The following is a 14,849-nucleotide window of genomic DNA, read 5'->3' on the forward strand; positions in this document are numbered from 1 at the left end:
CCAGACCTCATGTCGATTCTCGTCAATAAGAACACCAAGGTCCTCGTTCAGGGCCTGACCGGCAAGACCGGCACCTTCCATACCGAACAGGCGCTTGCCTATTACGGCACGCAGATGGTCGGCGGGATTCACCCGAAGAAGGGCGGCGAAACCTGGACCGGCTCCAAGGGCGAAACCCTGCCGATCTTCACCTCGGTTGCCGAAGGCCGTGAAAAGACCGGTGCGGACGCATCCGTGATCTATGTTCCGCCGGCAGGCGCTGCGGACGCGATCATCGAGGCGATTGATGCGGAAATCCCGTTCATCACCTGCATTACCGAGGGCATCCCGGTTGCCGACATGGTGCGCGTCAAGGCTCGCCTCGACCGCTCCAAGTCGCGCCTGCTCGGCCCGAACTGCCCCGGCATCCTGACGCCGGAAGAATGCAAGATCGGCATCATGCCGGGCTCGATCTTCCGCAAGGGCTCGGTCGGCATCGTCTCGCGCTCCGGCACGCTGACCTATGAAGCCGTGTTCCAGACCTCCAACGAGAGCCTCGGCCAGACGACGGCCGTCGGCATCGGCGGCGACCCGGTCAAGGGCACGGAGTTCATCGACGTGCTCGAGATGTTCCTGGCGGACGAAGCCACGACCTCGATCATCATGATCGGCGAAATCGGCGGCTCGGCCGAAGAGGATGCCGCGCAGTTCCTCATCGACGAGGCCAAAAAGGGCCGCAAGAAGCCGATGGCCGGCTTCATCGCGGGCCGTACCGCGCCGAAGGGCCGTACCATGGGCCACGCCGGCGCCGTCGTTTCCGGCGGCAAGGGCGATGCGGAATCCAAGATCGCTGCGATGGAGCAGGCAGGCATCCGCGTGTCGCCGTCGCCGGCCCGTCTCGGCAAGACGCTGGTCGAAGTCCTCAAGGGCTGATCGGAAGACTTCTGCCCGGGTCGGGGCGATTCGGCCCGGGCAGCCTGCGGCCCGCGTGTTTCCTTGGCTGATTGAAGATCAGGACATGCGGTAACGAAATGCCACGGTGGTTCGGGCGCGTCCTTCCGATGTGCGGCGCCGTAGGAAAGGGCGCCAGGCGCGCCGAACGAACATGAATGACCGGGATACCCGGCAACCCAACTCAGTCAGGAGGCGGACAGAACAGTCCGCGTGAGACCATGACAAGGCAAGAGGCCAACGAGCAATTCCAGCTCACTTCGTTTCTGGACGGCGCCAATGCCGCCTATATCGAGCAGCTCCATGCGCGCTACGAAGCGGACCCCGCGTCCGTGTCGGCTGAATGGCAGGCCTTCTTCAAGGCGCTCGCCGACCGGCCCGAAGACGTCGTGAAGGCAGCCAAGGGCGCCTCCTGGAAGAAGAAGAACTGGCCGATCACCGCGAATGGCGAACTCGTCTCGGCGCTCGACGGCGACTGGGGCACGGTCGAGAAGGCTATCGAGAAGAAGGTCAAGGCGAAGGCTGAAGAAGCCGCCGCAGCGACCGGTACCCTCGCCAGCGCTGCCGACATCCATCAGGCGACGCGCGATTCCGTTCGCGCCATCATGATGATCCGCGCCTATCGCGCCCGCGGCCACCTGCATGCCAAGCTCGACCCGCTCGGCCTTGCCGCCCCGGTCGAGGACTACAACGAGCTTTCGCCTTCGAACTACGGTTTCGACGAGAAGGACCTCGACCGCAAGATCTTCATCGACAACGTGCTCGGCCTCGAATACGCGTCCATCCGCGAAATGGTCGAGATCCTCGAGCGGACCTATTGCTCGACGATCGGCGTCGAATTCATGCACATGTCCAACCCCGAGGAGAAGGCCTGGATCCAGGAGCGGATCGAGGGACCGGACAAGGGCGTCGAGTTTACGCCCGAGGGCAAGCGGGCGATCCTGCAGAAGCTCATCGAAGCGGAAGGCTTTGAGCAGTTCATCGACGTCAAGTACAAGGGCACCAAGCGCTTCGGCGTCGACGGCGGTGAATCGCTGATCCCGGCGCTCGAACAGATCATCAAGCGCGGCGGGCAGCTCGGCCTCAAGGAAATCGTTCTCGGCATGGCCCATCGGGGCCGCCTGAACGTCCTCTCGCAGGTCATGGCCAAGCCGCATCGCGCCATCTTCCACGAGTTCAAGGGCGGCTCCTATGCGCCCGACGACGTGGAAGGCTCCGGTGACGTCAAGTATCACCTCGGCGCTTCGTCCGACCGCGAGTTCGACGGCAACAAGGTGCACCTGTCTCTGACGGCGAACCCGTCGCATCTCGAAATCGTCAACCCGGTGGTCATGGGCAAGGCGCGCGCCAAGCAGGACCAGATGGCAACCGTCTTTGAGGGCGATATCATTCCGCTGCGCGAGCGCGTCAAGGTGATGCCGCTGCTGCTCCACGGCGATGCAGCCTTCGCCGGACAGGGCGTGGTTGCCGAAATCCTCGGGCTCTCCGGCCTGCGCGGCCATCGCGTCGCCGGCACCGTCCACTTCATCATCAACAACCAGATCGGCTTCACCACCAACCCGGCCTTCTCGCGGTCCTCGCCCTATCCGTCGGACGTCGCGAAGATGATTGAGGCGCCGATCTTCCACGTCAACGGCGACGATCCGGAAGCCGTCGTCTACGGCGCCAAGGTGGCGACCGAGTTCCGGATGAAGTTCCACAAGCCGGTGGTGGTCGACATGTTCTGCTACCGCCGCTTCGGCCACAACGAGGGCGACGAGCCGGCGTTCACGCAGCCGAGGATGTACAAGGCGATCCGCGCCCACAAGACTGTCGTCCAGCTCTATTCGGAGCGACTGATCGCCCAGGGCATCATCACCGAGGGCGAAGTCGAGAAGATGAAGGCCGACTGGCGCGCCCATCTCGAGCAGGAGTTCGAGGCCGGCCAGTCCTACAAGCCGAACAAGGCCGACTGGCTCGACGGTTTATGGTCGGGCCTGCGCACCGCCGACAACCAGGATGAGCAGCGCCGTGGCCGGACCTCGGTGCCGATGAAGCAGCTCAAGGAAATCGGCCGCAAGCTCTCCGAGATCCCGGCCGGGTTCAACGCGCATCGCACCATCCAGCGCTTCATGGAAAACCGCGCCAACATGATCCAGACCGGCGAGGGTGTCGACTGGGCGATGGCCGAGGCGCTCGCCTTCGGGACGCTCGTCACCGAGGGTACGAAGATCCGCCTATCGGGCCAGGACTGCGAGCGCGGCACCTTCTCGCAGCGCCATTCGGTCCTCTACGACCAGGAGACCGAAGAGCGCTACATTCCGCTCGCCAATCTGTCGCCGAGCCAGGCGCGCTACGAGGTCATCAACTCGATGCTCTCCGAAGAGGCGGTGCTCGGCTTCGAATACGGCTATTCGCTCGCCCGTCCCAACGCGCTGACGCTCTGGGAAGCCCAGTTCGGCGACTTCGCCAACGGCGCGCAGGTGGTCTTCGACCAGTTCGTCTCGTCCGGCGAACGCAAGTGGCTGCGCATGTCGGGCCTCGTCTGCCTGCTGCCGCACGGCTATGAAGGCCAGGGGCCGGAACACTCCTCGGCCCGCCTCGAGCGCTTCCTGCAGCTCTGCGCGGAAGACAACATGCAGGTCGCCAACGTGACCACCCCGGCGAACTACTTCCACATCCTGCGCCGCCAGGTGAAGCGCGATTTCCGCAAGCCGCTGGTCCTGATGACGCCGAAGTCGCTGCTGCGCCACAAGCGGGCAATCTCCAGCCTGTCCGAGATGGCCGGCGAGAGCTCCTTCCACCGCCTGCTATGGGACGATGCGGAAGTCATCAAGGACGGCCCTATCAAGCTGCAGAAGGACTCGAAGATCCGCCGCGTCGTTCTGTGCACGGGCAAGGTCTATTACGACCTTCTGGAGGAACGCGAAAAGCGCGGCATCGACGACATCTATCTGCTGCGCGTCGAGCAGCTCTATCCGTTCCCGGCGAAAGCGCTCATCAACGAACTCAGCCGCTTCCGCCATGCGGAGATGGTCTGGTGCCAGGAAGAGCCGAAGAACATGGGCGCCTGGTCGTTCATCGACCCCTATCTCGAATGGGTCCTTGCCCATATCGACGCCAAGTATCAGCGGGTGCGCTACACCGGCCGTCCGGCCGCCGCTTCGCCGGCAACCGGCTTGATGTCCAAGCACCTGGCGCAGCTGGCCGCCTTCCTTGAGGACGCGCTGGGGGGCTGATTAAGCCCTCCACGGTCTGCCAATCGACAGAAACAGATATCTGATCAACGGAACAAAAATCATGGCAACAGAAATCCGCGTTCCTACCCTCGGCGAATCCGTCAGCGAAGCGACCGTCGGTACCTGGTTCAAGAAGGTCGGCGATGCGATCAAGGCCGACGAGCCGATCCTTGAGCTCGAGACCGACAAGGTGACGATCGAAGTGCCGGCGCCGGCCGCCGGCACGCTCAGCGAGATCGTCGCCCAGGCGGGTGAGACCGTCGGCCTCGGCGCGTTGCTCGGCCAGATCGCCGAAGGCGCCGGTGCCGCCGCTGCCGCCCCCGCCGCCGCCGAGAAGAAGCCGGAACCTGCAGCCGCCGCTGCTGCTCCGGCTGCACAGTCTGCCGCTGCGGCGCCGCAGGCCCAGTCCTCGATGCCGGCTGCTCCGTCGGCCGCCAAGCTCATCGCGGAGAACAACCTTTCCCCCGACCAGATCGACGGTTCGGGAAAGCGCGGCCAGGTGCTGAAAGGTGATGTGCTCGCTGCCGTCGCAAAAGGAATTTCGGCACCCGCCGCCGAACCGCCCAAGGTCCAGGCGCGTGCGCCGGCGCCCACCGAAGACGCCGTCCGCGAAGAGCGCGTCAAGATGACCCGCCTGCGCCAGACGATCGCCCGGCGTTTGAAGGACGCGCAGAACACGGCAGCTATGCTCACCACCTATAACGAGGTGGACATGAGCGCCGTCATGAGCCTGCGCAACAAGTACAAGGACATCTTCGAGAAGAAGCACGGCGTGAAGCTCGGCTTCATGGGCTTCTTCACCAAGGCCGTCACCCATGCGCTCAAGGAGCTGCCGGCTGTCAACGCGGAGATCGACGGCACCGACATCATCTACAAGAACTACTGCCATATCGGCGTTGCCGTCGGCACCGACAAGGGCCTGGTGGTCCCGATCGTGCGCGATGCCGACCAGATGTCGATCGCCGAGATCGAGAAGGACATCGGCCGCCTCGGCAAGGCGGCACGCGACGGAACGCTGTCGATGGCCGACATGCAGGGTGGTACCTTCACCATCTCCAATGGCGGCGTCTACGGTTCGCTGATGTCCTCGCCGATCCTCAACGCGCCGCAGTCGGGAATCCTGGGCATGCACAAGATCCAGGACCGGCCGGTGGCGATCGGCGGCCAGGTCGTCATCCGCCCGATGATGTATCTGGCGCTCTCCTACGACCACCGCATCGTCGACGGCAAGGAAGCCGTGACCTTCCTGGTGCGCGTCAAGGAAAGCCTTGAGGATCCGGAGCGCCTGGTGCTCGACCTCTAATGAAAGCGGGGGCGCGAGCCCCCGTTTCCTTCTCGCCGCGCGCAGCCGTCGACGCGGCCGCTCGACAGCGATGAGGCAGGGGGCTAGGCTCCAGCAAAGCACGCTATGCGCGCATTCAGGCTCGCCCGGCTCCATCCTGAACTTCAACGACCGGTGACAATCATGAGCGCTTACCTGATCGAACTTGCTTCGCTGATGGCGATCTTTGTCTTTGCCATCGTATCGCCCGGCGCCGATCTTGCCATGGTCATCCGCCAGTCACTGGTCAACGGACGCCGGGCAGCGATCATCACCTCCTTCGGCATCGGCGCGTCGCTGATGTTTCATATCAGCTACACCGTACTCGGCCTGGGGCTGATCATTTCGCACTCGATCTATCTCTTCAATATCGTCAAATGGTGCGGCGTCGCTTACCTGATCTATATCGGCGTCAAGGCGCTTCGGGCCGGGCAGACCGAGATCGACGCGGAGCCGGGCGAGGATGCCGGAGCGCGCAGGGGCCAGTCGGCGCTGAAGGCCTTCGGCCTCGGCTTTGCCGCCAATGCGCTCAACCCCAAGGCTGTTTTCTTCTTCCTGTCTATCTTCTCGACGGTCGTCGGCGCGCATACGCCGATGGTCGTGAAATTCGGCTACGGCCTTGTCATGGCGAGCGCTCTAATCCTCTGGTTCGTCGGCGTCAGCCTGTTCATGACAACGCCAAGGATGCGCGCCGCCTTCACACGGGTAAGCAAGTGGATCGACCGGGCAAGCGGCATGGTCTTCATTGCGCTCGGCCTGAAGCTCGCGACCGAAAAGGCTGCCTGAGATGCCCGACGGGCCAGCCATCTTCGCTTTCGTCGCGCTGGCGCTGGCCGCCCTTCCTGTGCTTGCCGCGGATTGCAAGCAGGCCCGGGCGATCTACGCCGACCCGGCCGGTGGCTATGAACTGCGTTTCGAGCCGGTCGGATCGGAAGCAGCGGTCACCAGCAATCACTTCAAGATCCGCGTCGAGGGCACCGGGCTGACGCTCGACGGCGTCGTCTTGCCCTCGGGCGAGCCGGAACGCCCGAACGGCATCGTCATGAACAATTGCCCTACCGGGGACGTGACCGGCGCCGACCTTGCGGCCTGCACCGTCTGGCAGGGTCCGATCTATGCCGTCGACAGCGCCGGCTCGATCGGATTGCTTCAAGCCGAAGACGCGCCGGCGGCGCGGCAGATACTGCTTCCGAATTTCGGCCCGTCGCTGCGCCAATCGAGCGCCTGGGGCGAAGGCAAGGCCTCGTCGGACAGTTCCGATATCTTCGACTTCAAGGGATGCGCCGCGTGAGTGGCGGCCGCGTCCTTCTCGTCACCGGCGGCAGCCGCGGCATCGGCGCCGCCGTCTGCCTCGCCGCGGCGTCTGAAGGCTGGCGGGTGGCCGTCAACTATGCCTCAAACCGGCTGGCCGCCGAGAATGTCGTGGCAAAAATTGCCGCTGCCGGCGGCTCGGCGGTCGCCGTCCACGGCGATGTCGGTTCCGAGGACGGCATAAAGGCGATCTTTGCGGCGGTCGACGCGGCCTTCGGCCGGCTCGACGGGCTCGTCAACAATGCCGGCATCATCGGCCCGCCGCAGCGGATCGACGAGGTCTCGCCCGAACGGCTGGAGCGGATGTTCCGTGTCAATGTGACCGGCACCATTCGCTGCGCGGCGGAGGCCGTGCTCCGGATGTCGACGCGTCATAGCGGCAAGGGCGGCGCGATCGTCAACCTTTCCTCCGCCGCGGCCGTGCTGGGCGCGCCGGGTCAATATGTCGACTATGCCGCCGCGAAAGGCGCGGTCGACAGCTTCACTATCGGCCTCGCGCGCGAAGTGGCGTCCGAGGGTGTTCGCGTGAACGCGGTCCGCCCCGGCATCATCGATACGGATATCCATGCGTCCGGCGGCCTGCCCGATCGCGCCCGCGACATGGCGCCGTCGATCCCGATGCAGCGTTCCGGCACGGCCGGCGAGGTGGCCGACGCGATTCTCTATCTCCTGTCGGATAAGGCGACTTATGTGACCGGAGCCATTCTCAATGTCAGCGGCGGGCGATGACCGTCCTTTCAACGACGACCCTCCCAGAAGGATTATCAAATGGCTTATGATCTCATCGTTATCGGTAGCGGTCCCGGCGGCTATGTCTGCGCCATCAAGGCGGCGCAACTGGGCATGAAGGTGGCCGTGGTCGAGAAGCGCAGCACCTATGGCGGCACCTGCCTCAATGTCGGCTGCATTCCTTCCAAGGCGCTGCTGCATGCTTCCGAGATGTTCCACCACGCCGCGCATGGCCTCGATGCGCTCGGCGTCGAGGTCGCAAGCCCGAAGCTCAATCTGCAGAAGATGCTCGCCCACAAGGACGCGACCGTTAAGGCGAATGTCGACGGCGTCTCCTTCCTCTTCAAGAAGAACAAGATCGACGGCTTCCAGGGCACCGGGAAGGTACTCGGCCAGGGCAAGGTGTCCGTCACCAACGACAAGGGCGAGGAGCAGGTCCTCGAAGCCAAGAACATCGTCATCGCCACCGGTTCGGACGTTGCCGGCATTCCCGGCGTCGATGTCGCTTTCGACGAGAAGGTGATCATCTCCTCGACCGGCGCTCTCGAACTGGAGAAGGTGCCGACGAGCATGATCGTCGTCGGCGGCGGCGTCATCGGTCTCGAGCTCGGTTCGGTCTGGGCGCGCCTCGGCGCCAAGGTGACCGTTGTCGAGTTCCTCGATACGATCCTCGGCGGCATGGACGGCGAGGTCGCCAAGCAGCTCCAGCGGATGCTGGCGAAGCAGGGTCTCGACATCAAGCTCGGCGCCAAGGTGACCGGCGTGGTGAAGTCGGAAAACGGCGCGAAGGTGACCTTCGAACCGGTCAAGGGCGGCGAGGCGACGACGCTCGACGCGGAGGTGGTGCTGGTCGCGACCGGCCGCAAGCCCTGCACCGAGAACATGGGTCTCGCCAAGGCGGGCGTCGTCCTCGACTCGCGCGGCCGGGTGGAAATCGACAATCACTTCCAGACGAGCATCGCCGGCGTCTACGCCATCGGCGACGTGGTGCGCGGGCCGATGCTCGCCCACAAGGCGGAGGACGAAGGCGTCGCCGTGGCGGAGATCATCGCCGGTCAGGCGGGTCACGTGAACTACGACGTCATTCCGGGCGTCGTCTACACCCAGCCGGAGGTCGCCTCCGTCGGCAAGACCGAGGAGGAACTGAAGGCCGCCGGCGTCGCCTACAAGGTCGGCAAGTTCCCCTTCACCGCCAATGGCCGCGCCCGCGCCATGCTTCAGACGGACGGTTTCGTGAAGATCCTCGCGGACAAGGAGACGGACCGCGTCCTCGGCGGCCATATCATCGGCTTCGGCGCCGGCGAGATGATCCACGAAATCGCCGTGCTGATGGAATTCGGCGGCTCGTCCGAGGACCTCGGCCGCATCTGCCATGCCCATCCGACCATGTCGGAGGCGGTGAAGGAAGCGGCGCTTTCGACCTTCTTCAAGCCGATCCACATGTGATCGGCACCTCTGTGACAATTGGCCCGGGGCTGCGACAAGCGGCCCCCTCCCTTCGGACGCCGTCCGAAGCAATCATGAATCCCTCACCGGTTAGCCGGAAAGGACGTGTTCATGAAACCACGCAGCGTTGCCGCCCGCTTGCCCAATGTCTGCCTGCCCGGCGCCGACTGGGCGGACTGCTATGAGCTTCTCCATCTCGGGGAACGCATCACCGCACACGAAGCGGCAAGGCGGGCGCTCGGCAGTGCGCCGCACTGGGTTCGCAAACTTCTGGCGCTGCGCAACCGCATCGTTGCGCCGCTTGGTCTCAAGGCCGGCGCCCCTTTCGCAGATGCCAGCCTGATCGGCGCCTTCCCGATCCCCACCGGCAGCGATCGCGAAATCGTCCTCGGCCTCGATGACCGGCATCTGGATTTCCGCATCGCCGTGGAGGTGCGCGACGGTCCGGCCGACAGCCAAGTGATCGGCATCACGACGCTGGTGCGCCGCAGGAACCTGTTCGGTTACTTTTATCTCGCCGCCGTCACGCCCTTTCACAAGGCGATCGTTCCGGCATTGCTCGCGCAGCTGAACGAACCGGCGCAATCGATCCTCAATTGACCGGCGTGACGGTGAAGCCCTGCCGGCGCAGGAGCTCGACCAGCCCTTCCTTGCCGGGCAGATGCAGCGCGCCGACGGCCATGAAGACGTTGCCGCCTTTCAGGATAGGCTTGGCGCGCACCGCCATGACCCTGTTGCGGTCGATGATGATCCGCTGCTCGAAGTCGGCATAGCCGAGATCGCCGGGCGAGAGTTTTTCGGCCACCGAGCGCATCATCGGCAGGATCATGCCGGTGTCGCCGGCAAGGTAGAGGTCGGTCATCGTCGTCAATACGTCGTCGATCGTCTTGCCGAGCGCGAGCGTTTCGATCAGCGCCCGCAGATGCCACTCGACGGGAAGCGAGTCCATCGCGGCGAGCTGCTCAACCAGGCTTTCCAGTCCCTTCAGGCTCTTGCCCTGGCTCACGGCATCCTCGGCGAGCTTCTTGTCGAGGAAGGACGCGCCGGCGGCCTTGCGGGTGAATTCGCAGGCCGGCAGGGCGACGAAGCTGGCGATCATCCAGGGCTTCATCTTGGCGACGAGGGGCAGGGGAATGCCGCGCGCCTTGAGGCCGTTTTCGAGAAGTGCCCGGTCCTTCGGCTCCAGGAAATCGTTGATCGTCCTGTTGCCGGCAAACATGGTGAGGTCGGGATGCATCAGGATGGCGGCGCTCGCCTTTTTCTCGTCGATGATCTCGTCGGATTCGACGACGACGGTTTGCGCCGCGGCATAGGCTTCGGCGCCGCCGGCGGGCATGGCGAGCACACGCGGATCGGTGACGTGCATGGTGCCGAGCAGGAAGGACGGCGCCAGTCCTTGTCCTTCGATCTTCCACAGCAGGCCCTTGCCGTTCGGCACCGCATCGGCCTCGCGGCGTATCGCGGCGAGGCGGGCCGGATCGGATTGTTCGAGACCGGCAAGGATGTTGCTGCCGCCGCAGTCGGCATGTTCCGCGGCTTCGGCTTCCGAGATGGAGAGCAGGGCGACGAGGAGGCTTGCGGCCATCAGCACATGCAGAAGCGCGATCAGCCACAGCAGGGCATCGCTCGCCTTGGCGGCCAAAGTGCGAACCGGTTCTGTGAGCGTCGTCATGAGTATCGGGTCCCCCGGGGATGTGCTTCAAACCCTACGCCGCCTCGGTCACGGGTTCCTTAAAGCGCATGGTTAATCGGCGAGCGCGTCGAATCCTAGGCTGAGGAGAAAGCGATCGCAATTTTTGGCTATAGTGCCGTGCGTCCTCCAGGACGCACAAAGGACACTGTAAGTCTTTGAGCGCATCGTACTTTCCGAGAATCGGGTCCGATTTTCGGGCCGAAGCGCTAGGCGCGCGGATGGGCGCGATCGTAGATTTCCAGCAGCCGTGCGGAATCGACGCCGGTATAGACCTGCGTGGTCGACAGGCTAGCATGGCCGAGCAGTTCCTGGATGGTGCGCAGATCGCCGCCGCCGGCGAGCAGATGAGTCGCGAAGGAATGGCGCAGCGCATGCGGCGTCGCCGAATCGGGCAGGCCGAGGGCCGAGCGCAGCTTCTGCATCTCGCGCTGGATGATCGCCGGCTGCAGCCTGGCCCCCCGGGCGCCGCGAAAGAGCGGCTCTTCGGGGCCGATGTGATAGGGGCAGAGTTTCCGATAGGTCGCGACCGCCTCCATCGCCGCGGCGATCAGTGGGACGATCCGGGTCTTGCCGCCCTTGCCGGTGATGCGCAGCGATAGAGCGCCGGAAAAATCGTCCGGCGTCAGGTCCAGCGCTTCCGAGATGCGCAGGCCGCAGCCGTAGAGGAGCGTCAGAACCGCAGCGTTGCGGGCGGCGATCCACGGTTCCTCGGCGAGCTGCGCCTCCGCCGTCACGACTTTCACGGCATCCCGATCGGTCAAAGGCTTCGGCAGCGACTTCGGCTGTTTCGGCGAGCGCACGGCGCCGGCGCCGGCGGCGTTGGCAAGACCGTTTTTCTCGAGGTAGCGCAGGAATGACCGCAGCCCGGCGAGGCCGCGGCCCAGCGTGCGCGCTCCGGCTCCGGCCTTGCGGCGCTGCGCGAGAAAGCCGCGCAGATCGGCCGGCCTGAGCGTCCGGATGTCTGCGAGCCGCGGCGGCCCGGCGAGATGTCCGGTCAGGAAGGTCAGGAACTGCCGTGTGTCGCGCTCATAGGCTTCGATGGTCTTGTCGGACAGGCGGCGTTCTTCGGCAAGGCTTGCGAGCCAGCGCCGACGCTCCGCCATCACCTCCGGATGGCCGATCACGAGAAGTTCGTTCATTTCGGTCCTGCGATCAAACTCTGCTAATTCCCGGTGCAGAGCATGCCCCCGGGCCCTTATGTTTTTGCTAACGTTCTCTTGGAATTTGTCATTCTTGGATCATATTGAATTGCGATGTTCGGGCAGCAACAGCGGATGGGACCATGGCGAGACGTGATTCGGCGAGCGCGCTGGCGCATTTTGCAGAGGCAGTTGCGCTGGTCTCGCAGGGGCGCCCCGGCCACATCGTCGACACGCTGATCGCCGAGCGCGGCCAGAAGATCGTTCGCCATCCGTTGTGGCCAGTGATGCGGCCCTTTCTCTACACATTGCTCAACTACCGCAAGGCGATCGAGTTCGCCAATGCCGTCGCCAACATGCCGGGCTTTCAGGCTTTCGAGCACCTCAGTTCCTTGCTCGCGCTCGACATCCGCGTCGACAAGGCCGAGCGGATTCCAGCAAAAGGCGGGTTCCTCCTCGTCAGCAACCATCCGACGGGCATCGCCGACGGCATCGCCGTTTTCGATCTCCTGAAGAGCCGCCGCCCGGACATGATGTTCTTCGCCAATCGCGACGCCATTCGCGTCAACCCGCGTTTCGTCGAGATGGTCATTCCGGTGGAGTGGCGCGAAGAGTACAAGTCCAAGCTCAAGGCGCGCGAGACGCTGCAGGTCACCAACCGGGCCATCGAAGAGGGGAAGGCGACGGTGCTCTTTCCCTCCGGCCGCATCGCTTACTGGGCCGAGGGGCGCCTCAACGAACGCCCCTGGAAAAGTTCCGCCGTCGGCTTCGCCCGGAAATACGACCTGCCGATCCTGCCGGTGCATATGAGCGCGCGCAATTCCGGCCTGTTCTACTGGTTCGCCAAATGGTCGACGGAACTGCGCGACATGACGGTCTTCCATGAGCTCCTGAACAAGAAGGGCGACATTTTCGATTTTCGTGTCGGCAATCTTATCCCTCCGGAGGCGCTCGACGGCGATCCGGCAGAGGTCACCCGCGCGCTCGAACGCCACACGGTTTTTGACCTCGCCAGGGACAGGGACGCGATGTTCAACCGCAGCGCGTGGCGATAGGGCCGAAGTTTGGCGGTTTTGCTGAGGCGCGAGGCGGGTTAAATAAACGCCCATGCTGCTGCGCTCGATGTTTGCCGAGAACTATCGCTCGCTTCGGTCGATCCGCATGGATCTGACCGGTGTCAACCTGTTCATCGGCGAGAACGGCGTCGGCAAGTCCAATCTCTACCGCGCACTCCAGCTCGTCCAATCGGCGGTTCGCGGCAAGCTCGCCTACGAGATCGCCAAGGAGGGCGGCATGTCCTCGGCGCTCTGGAGCGGGCCGCGCCGGGCCGGCAGGCCGGTGCGGATCCGCTTCGATACGGAGCTTCTGGATGAGGAGCGGGCGATTACCTTTCGCTACAGGGTCGAGGCAGGGCTGAGGCCGCCGAGCGCGGCGGCCGGTTTTGCCTTCGAGCCGCAGGTCAAGGAGGAAGAGCTCAGCGTCGAGACCGGCAGCCGCCCGGCGATGATGATGAAGCGCTCCGGTCCCGGCATCTTCGTGCGCGGCGAGCGTCGTTGCAGTCGGAGACGGCGATCGCCCTTCTCGGCGACGCCGGCCATTACCCGGAGATCGGCACGTTCCGACGGGCGGTCGATCAATGGCGCTTCTTTCACGGCTTTCGCACCGATCGCGATTCGCCGTTGCGATCGCCGTGCCTGGCCGTGACCGCGCCGATGCTTGACGAGGACGGTGCCAACATGGCTGGCGTTTTCGCCACGCTCCGGCATATTCGACAGGAGACGGTCGACCTCGACCGCGCCGTCGCCGATGCGTTCGGCGGAGCCTTCCTCGACGTCCCCGATCCGGGCCAGTTCGCCGAGTTCTCGCTTGTCTTTCCGGAGTTCCCGTATCGCCCCTTCTCGGCGCGCGAGCTCTCTGATGGGCAGATACGCTTCCTGGCGCTGGCGGCGGCGCTGTTATCCTATCGCCGGCCGCCGCTGATCGCGCTCAACGAGCCGGAGACGAGCCTCCATCCGGACATGCTGCCGGCGCTCGCCGAGATGATCGCCAGCGCTGCGCGCGACAGCCAGATCTGGATCGTCACCCATTCCGAAAGGCTGGCCGAGGCGGTTCAGGAGCGCTGTGGCGCTCGGCCGCGCCGCGTGATCCGCAAGGACAGCGCCACCTGGATCGACGGCATGCGGCTCACCGGCCTGATGGATGATGACGAAGAGGAATGAGGGGCAATCCTGGGAGGCCGAAAGCACGGAGGCCCCGCATCGCTGCGAGGCCTCGTATTCGTCCTATCGGGATCGAAGGATCAGGCGATCCTCTGGCCGGTCTTGGCCCAGTCGGCGAGGAACATTTCCAGGCCCTTGTCTGTCAGCGGATGCTTGACCAGCGCCTTCAGCGTCGCCGGCGGGGCGGTGACGACGTCGGCGCCGATCAGGGCGGCTTCCTTGACGTGGTTGACCGTGCGGATCGAGGCGGCGAGGATTTCCGTCTCGTAGCCGTAATTGTCGAAGATGTGGCGGATCTCGCGAATCAGGTCCATGCCGTCGAACGCGATGTCGTCGAGGCGGCCGATGAACGGCGAGACGAAGGTGGCGCCGGCCTTGGCGGCGAGCAGCGCCTGGTTGGCCGAGAAGCAGAGGGTGACGTTGGTGTGATGACCGTCCGAAGTCAGTGCCTTGCAGGCCTTCAGGCCGTCGAGCGTCAGCGGCAGCTTGATGCAGATATTGTCGGCGATCTTCGCGAGAGCGCCCGCTTCCTTCATCATGTCGCTATATTCGGTGGCCGTCACTTCGGCCGAAACCGGGCCCTCGACGATCGAGCAGATTTCCTTGGTGACCTCGACGATGTCGCGCCCGGATTTCAGGATCAGCGACGGGTTGGTGGTCACGCCGTCCAGCAGGCCGAGATCGTTCAGTTCCCGGATTTCCTTTACGTCGGCGGTATCAACGAAAAATTTCATGGGACCGTTCCTTTGGCATTCAGCCGTTCGGGCGCCTTTCCGCTTACGGGGAAAACCACGGCGGAAATCGCGCGCGTTGAAACTCGGGTGGAACCGTGACAAACCCTGC

General features: G+C 64.4%; 12 protein-coding genes and 1 pseudogene. 10 read left to right on the forward strand and 3 right to left on the reverse strand.

Annotation, left to right across the window (positions count from 1 at the left end; genetic code table 11):
* Positions 1-9 precede the first annotated feature (9 nt).
* The 8 genes from sucD to CO656_RS13865 all read left to right on the forward strand — a co-directional run bounded on the left by sucD (position 10) and on the right by CO656_RS13865 (position 9,555).
* Complete coding sequence (sucD, locus tag CO656_RS13830) at positions 10-912, forward strand: succinate--CoA ligase subunit alpha (protein ID WP_097526160.1); 903 nt, start codon at positions 10-12, stop codon at positions 910-912.
* A 239-nt stretch (positions 913-1,151) separates the two neighbouring features.
* Positions 1,152-4,148 (forward strand): 2-oxoglutarate dehydrogenase E1 component, encoded by a 2,997-nt coding sequence (locus CO656_RS13835; RefSeq protein WP_037417768.1) that lies wholly within the window; start codon positions 1,152-1,154, stop codon positions 4,146-4,148.
* 61 nt (positions 4,149-4,209) lie between these two features.
* The gene (odhB, locus tag CO656_RS13840) at positions 4,210-5,451 is read left to right on the forward strand and encodes a 2-oxoglutarate dehydrogenase complex dihydrolipoyllysine-residue succinyltransferase (RefSeq protein ID WP_097526161.1); all 1,242 of its coding nucleotides are present in this window, start codon (positions 4,210-4,212) and stop codon (positions 5,449-5,451) included.
* A 162-nt stretch (positions 5,452-5,613) separates the two neighbouring features.
* A complete protein-coding gene (locus CO656_RS13845; RefSeq protein ID WP_097526220.1) occupies positions 5,614-6,255 on the forward strand; it encodes a LysE family translocator in 642 nt (213 codons plus the stop codon).
* A 1-nt stretch (position 6,256) separates the two neighbouring features.
* Complete coding sequence (locus CO656_RS13850; RefSeq protein WP_097526162.1) at positions 6,257-6,760, forward strand: hypothetical protein; 504 nt, start codon at positions 6,257-6,259, stop codon at positions 6,758-6,760.
* On the forward strand, positions 6,757-7,509 hold the full coding sequence (locus CO656_RS13855) for an SDR family oxidoreductase (protein WP_097526221.1): 753 nt from the start codon (positions 6,757-6,759) through the stop codon (positions 7,507-7,509). Before CO656_RS13850 ends, CO656_RS13855 begins: the two co-directional genes overlap by 4 nt.
* A 39-nt stretch (positions 7,510-7,548) precedes the next feature.
* Positions 7,549-8,955, forward strand: coding sequence for a dihydrolipoyl dehydrogenase (gene lpdA / locus CO656_RS13860; RefSeq protein WP_095678016.1), 1,407 nt, complete (start codon positions 7,549-7,551; stop codon positions 8,953-8,955).
* 111 nt (positions 8,956-9,066) lie between these two features.
* Positions 9,067-9,555 (forward strand): DUF2867 domain-containing protein, encoded by a 489-nt coding sequence (locus tag CO656_RS13865; RefSeq protein ID WP_097526163.1) that lies wholly within the window; start codon positions 9,067-9,069, stop codon positions 9,553-9,555.
* On the opposite strand, the gene CO656_RS13870 is transcribed toward CO656_RS13865, so the two are convergent.
* Together CO656_RS13870 and CO656_RS13875 are read right to left on the reverse strand one after the other, a co-directional pair.
* Positions 9,548-10,627 (reverse strand): TraB/GumN family protein, encoded by a 1,080-nt coding sequence (locus CO656_RS13870; RefSeq protein WP_037417753.1) that lies wholly within the window; start codon positions 10,625-10,627, stop codon positions 9,548-9,550. The genes CO656_RS13865 and CO656_RS13870 overlap by 8 nt on opposite strands.
* 227 nt (positions 10,628-10,854) lie before the next feature.
* Positions 10,855-11,787 (reverse strand): tyrosine recombinase XerC, encoded by a 933-nt coding sequence (locus CO656_RS13875; RefSeq protein WP_097526164.1) that lies wholly within the window; start codon positions 11,785-11,787, stop codon positions 10,855-10,857.
* Between the two features lie 143 nt (positions 11,788-11,930).
* Between CO656_RS13875 and CO656_RS13880 the strand changes: the two genes are divergently transcribed.
* Together CO656_RS13880 and CO656_RS13885 are read left to right on the forward strand one after the other, a co-directional pair.
* Entirely contained in the window at positions 11,931-12,842 is a 912-nt protein-coding gene (locus tag CO656_RS13880; protein ID WP_097526165.1) for a GNAT family N-acetyltransferase, read from the forward strand.
* 52 nt (positions 12,843-12,894) lie between these two features.
* A pseudogene (locus tag CO656_RS13885) lies at positions 12,895-14,006 on the forward strand (AAA family ATPase).
* 80 nt (positions 14,007-14,086) lie between these two features.
* On the opposite strand, the gene fsa reads toward CO656_RS13885, so the two are convergent.
* Positions 14,087-14,740, reverse strand: coding sequence for a fructose-6-phosphate aldolase (fsa, locus tag CO656_RS13890; RefSeq protein ID WP_037417741.1), 654 nt, complete (start codon positions 14,738-14,740; stop codon positions 14,087-14,089).
* Between the last annotated feature and the right edge of the window lie 109 nt (positions 14,741-14,849).

The sequence above is a fragment of the Sinorhizobium sp. FG01 genome, from assembly GCF_002531875.1.
GTDB classification, from domain to species: Bacteria; Pseudomonadota; Alphaproteobacteria; order Rhizobiales; family Rhizobiaceae; genus Sinorhizobium; species Sinorhizobium fredii_C.

Bases quoted from the DNA above. Each gene is read 5' to 3' on its own strand.
- CO656_RS13865 (WP_097526163.1), top strand. From the start codon at position 9,067: ATGAAACCACGCAGCGTTGCCGCCCGCTTGCCCAATGTCTGCCTGCCC.
- CO656_RS13845 (WP_097526220.1), top strand. From the start codon at position 5,614: ATGAGCGCTTACCTGATCGAACTTGCTTCGCTGATGGCGATCTTTGTC.
- fsa (WP_037417741.1), bottom strand. From the start codon at position 14,740: ATGAAATTTTTCGTTGATACCGCCGACGTAAAGGAAATCCGGGAACTG.
- sucD (WP_097526160.1), top strand. From the start codon at position 10: ATGTCGATTCTCGTCAATAAGAACACCAAGGTCCTCGTTCAGGGCCTG.
- CO656_RS13875 (WP_097526164.1), bottom strand. From the start codon at position 11,787: ATGAACGAACTTCTCGTGATCGGCCATCCGGAGGTGATGGCGGAGCGT.
- lpdA (WP_095678016.1), top strand. From the start codon at position 7,549: ATGGCTTATGATCTCATCGTTATCGGTAGCGGTCCCGGCGGCTATGTC.
- CO656_RS13880 (WP_097526165.1), top strand. From the start codon at position 11,931: ATGGCGAGACGTGATTCGGCGAGCGCGCTGGCGCATTTTGCAGAGGCA.
- CO656_RS13835 (WP_037417768.1), top strand. From the start codon at position 1,152: ATGACAAGGCAAGAGGCCAACGAGCAATTCCAGCTCACTTCGTTTCTG.
- CO656_RS13850 (WP_097526162.1), top strand. From the start codon at position 6,257: ATGCCCGACGGGCCAGCCATCTTCGCTTTCGTCGCGCTGGCGCTGGCC.
- CO656_RS13870 (WP_037417753.1), bottom strand. From the start codon at position 10,627: ATGACGACGCTCACAGAACCGGTTCGCACTTTGGCCGCCAAGGCGAGC.
- odhB (WP_097526161.1), top strand. From the start codon at position 4,210: ATGGCAACAGAAATCCGCGTTCCTACCCTCGGCGAATCCGTCAGCGAA.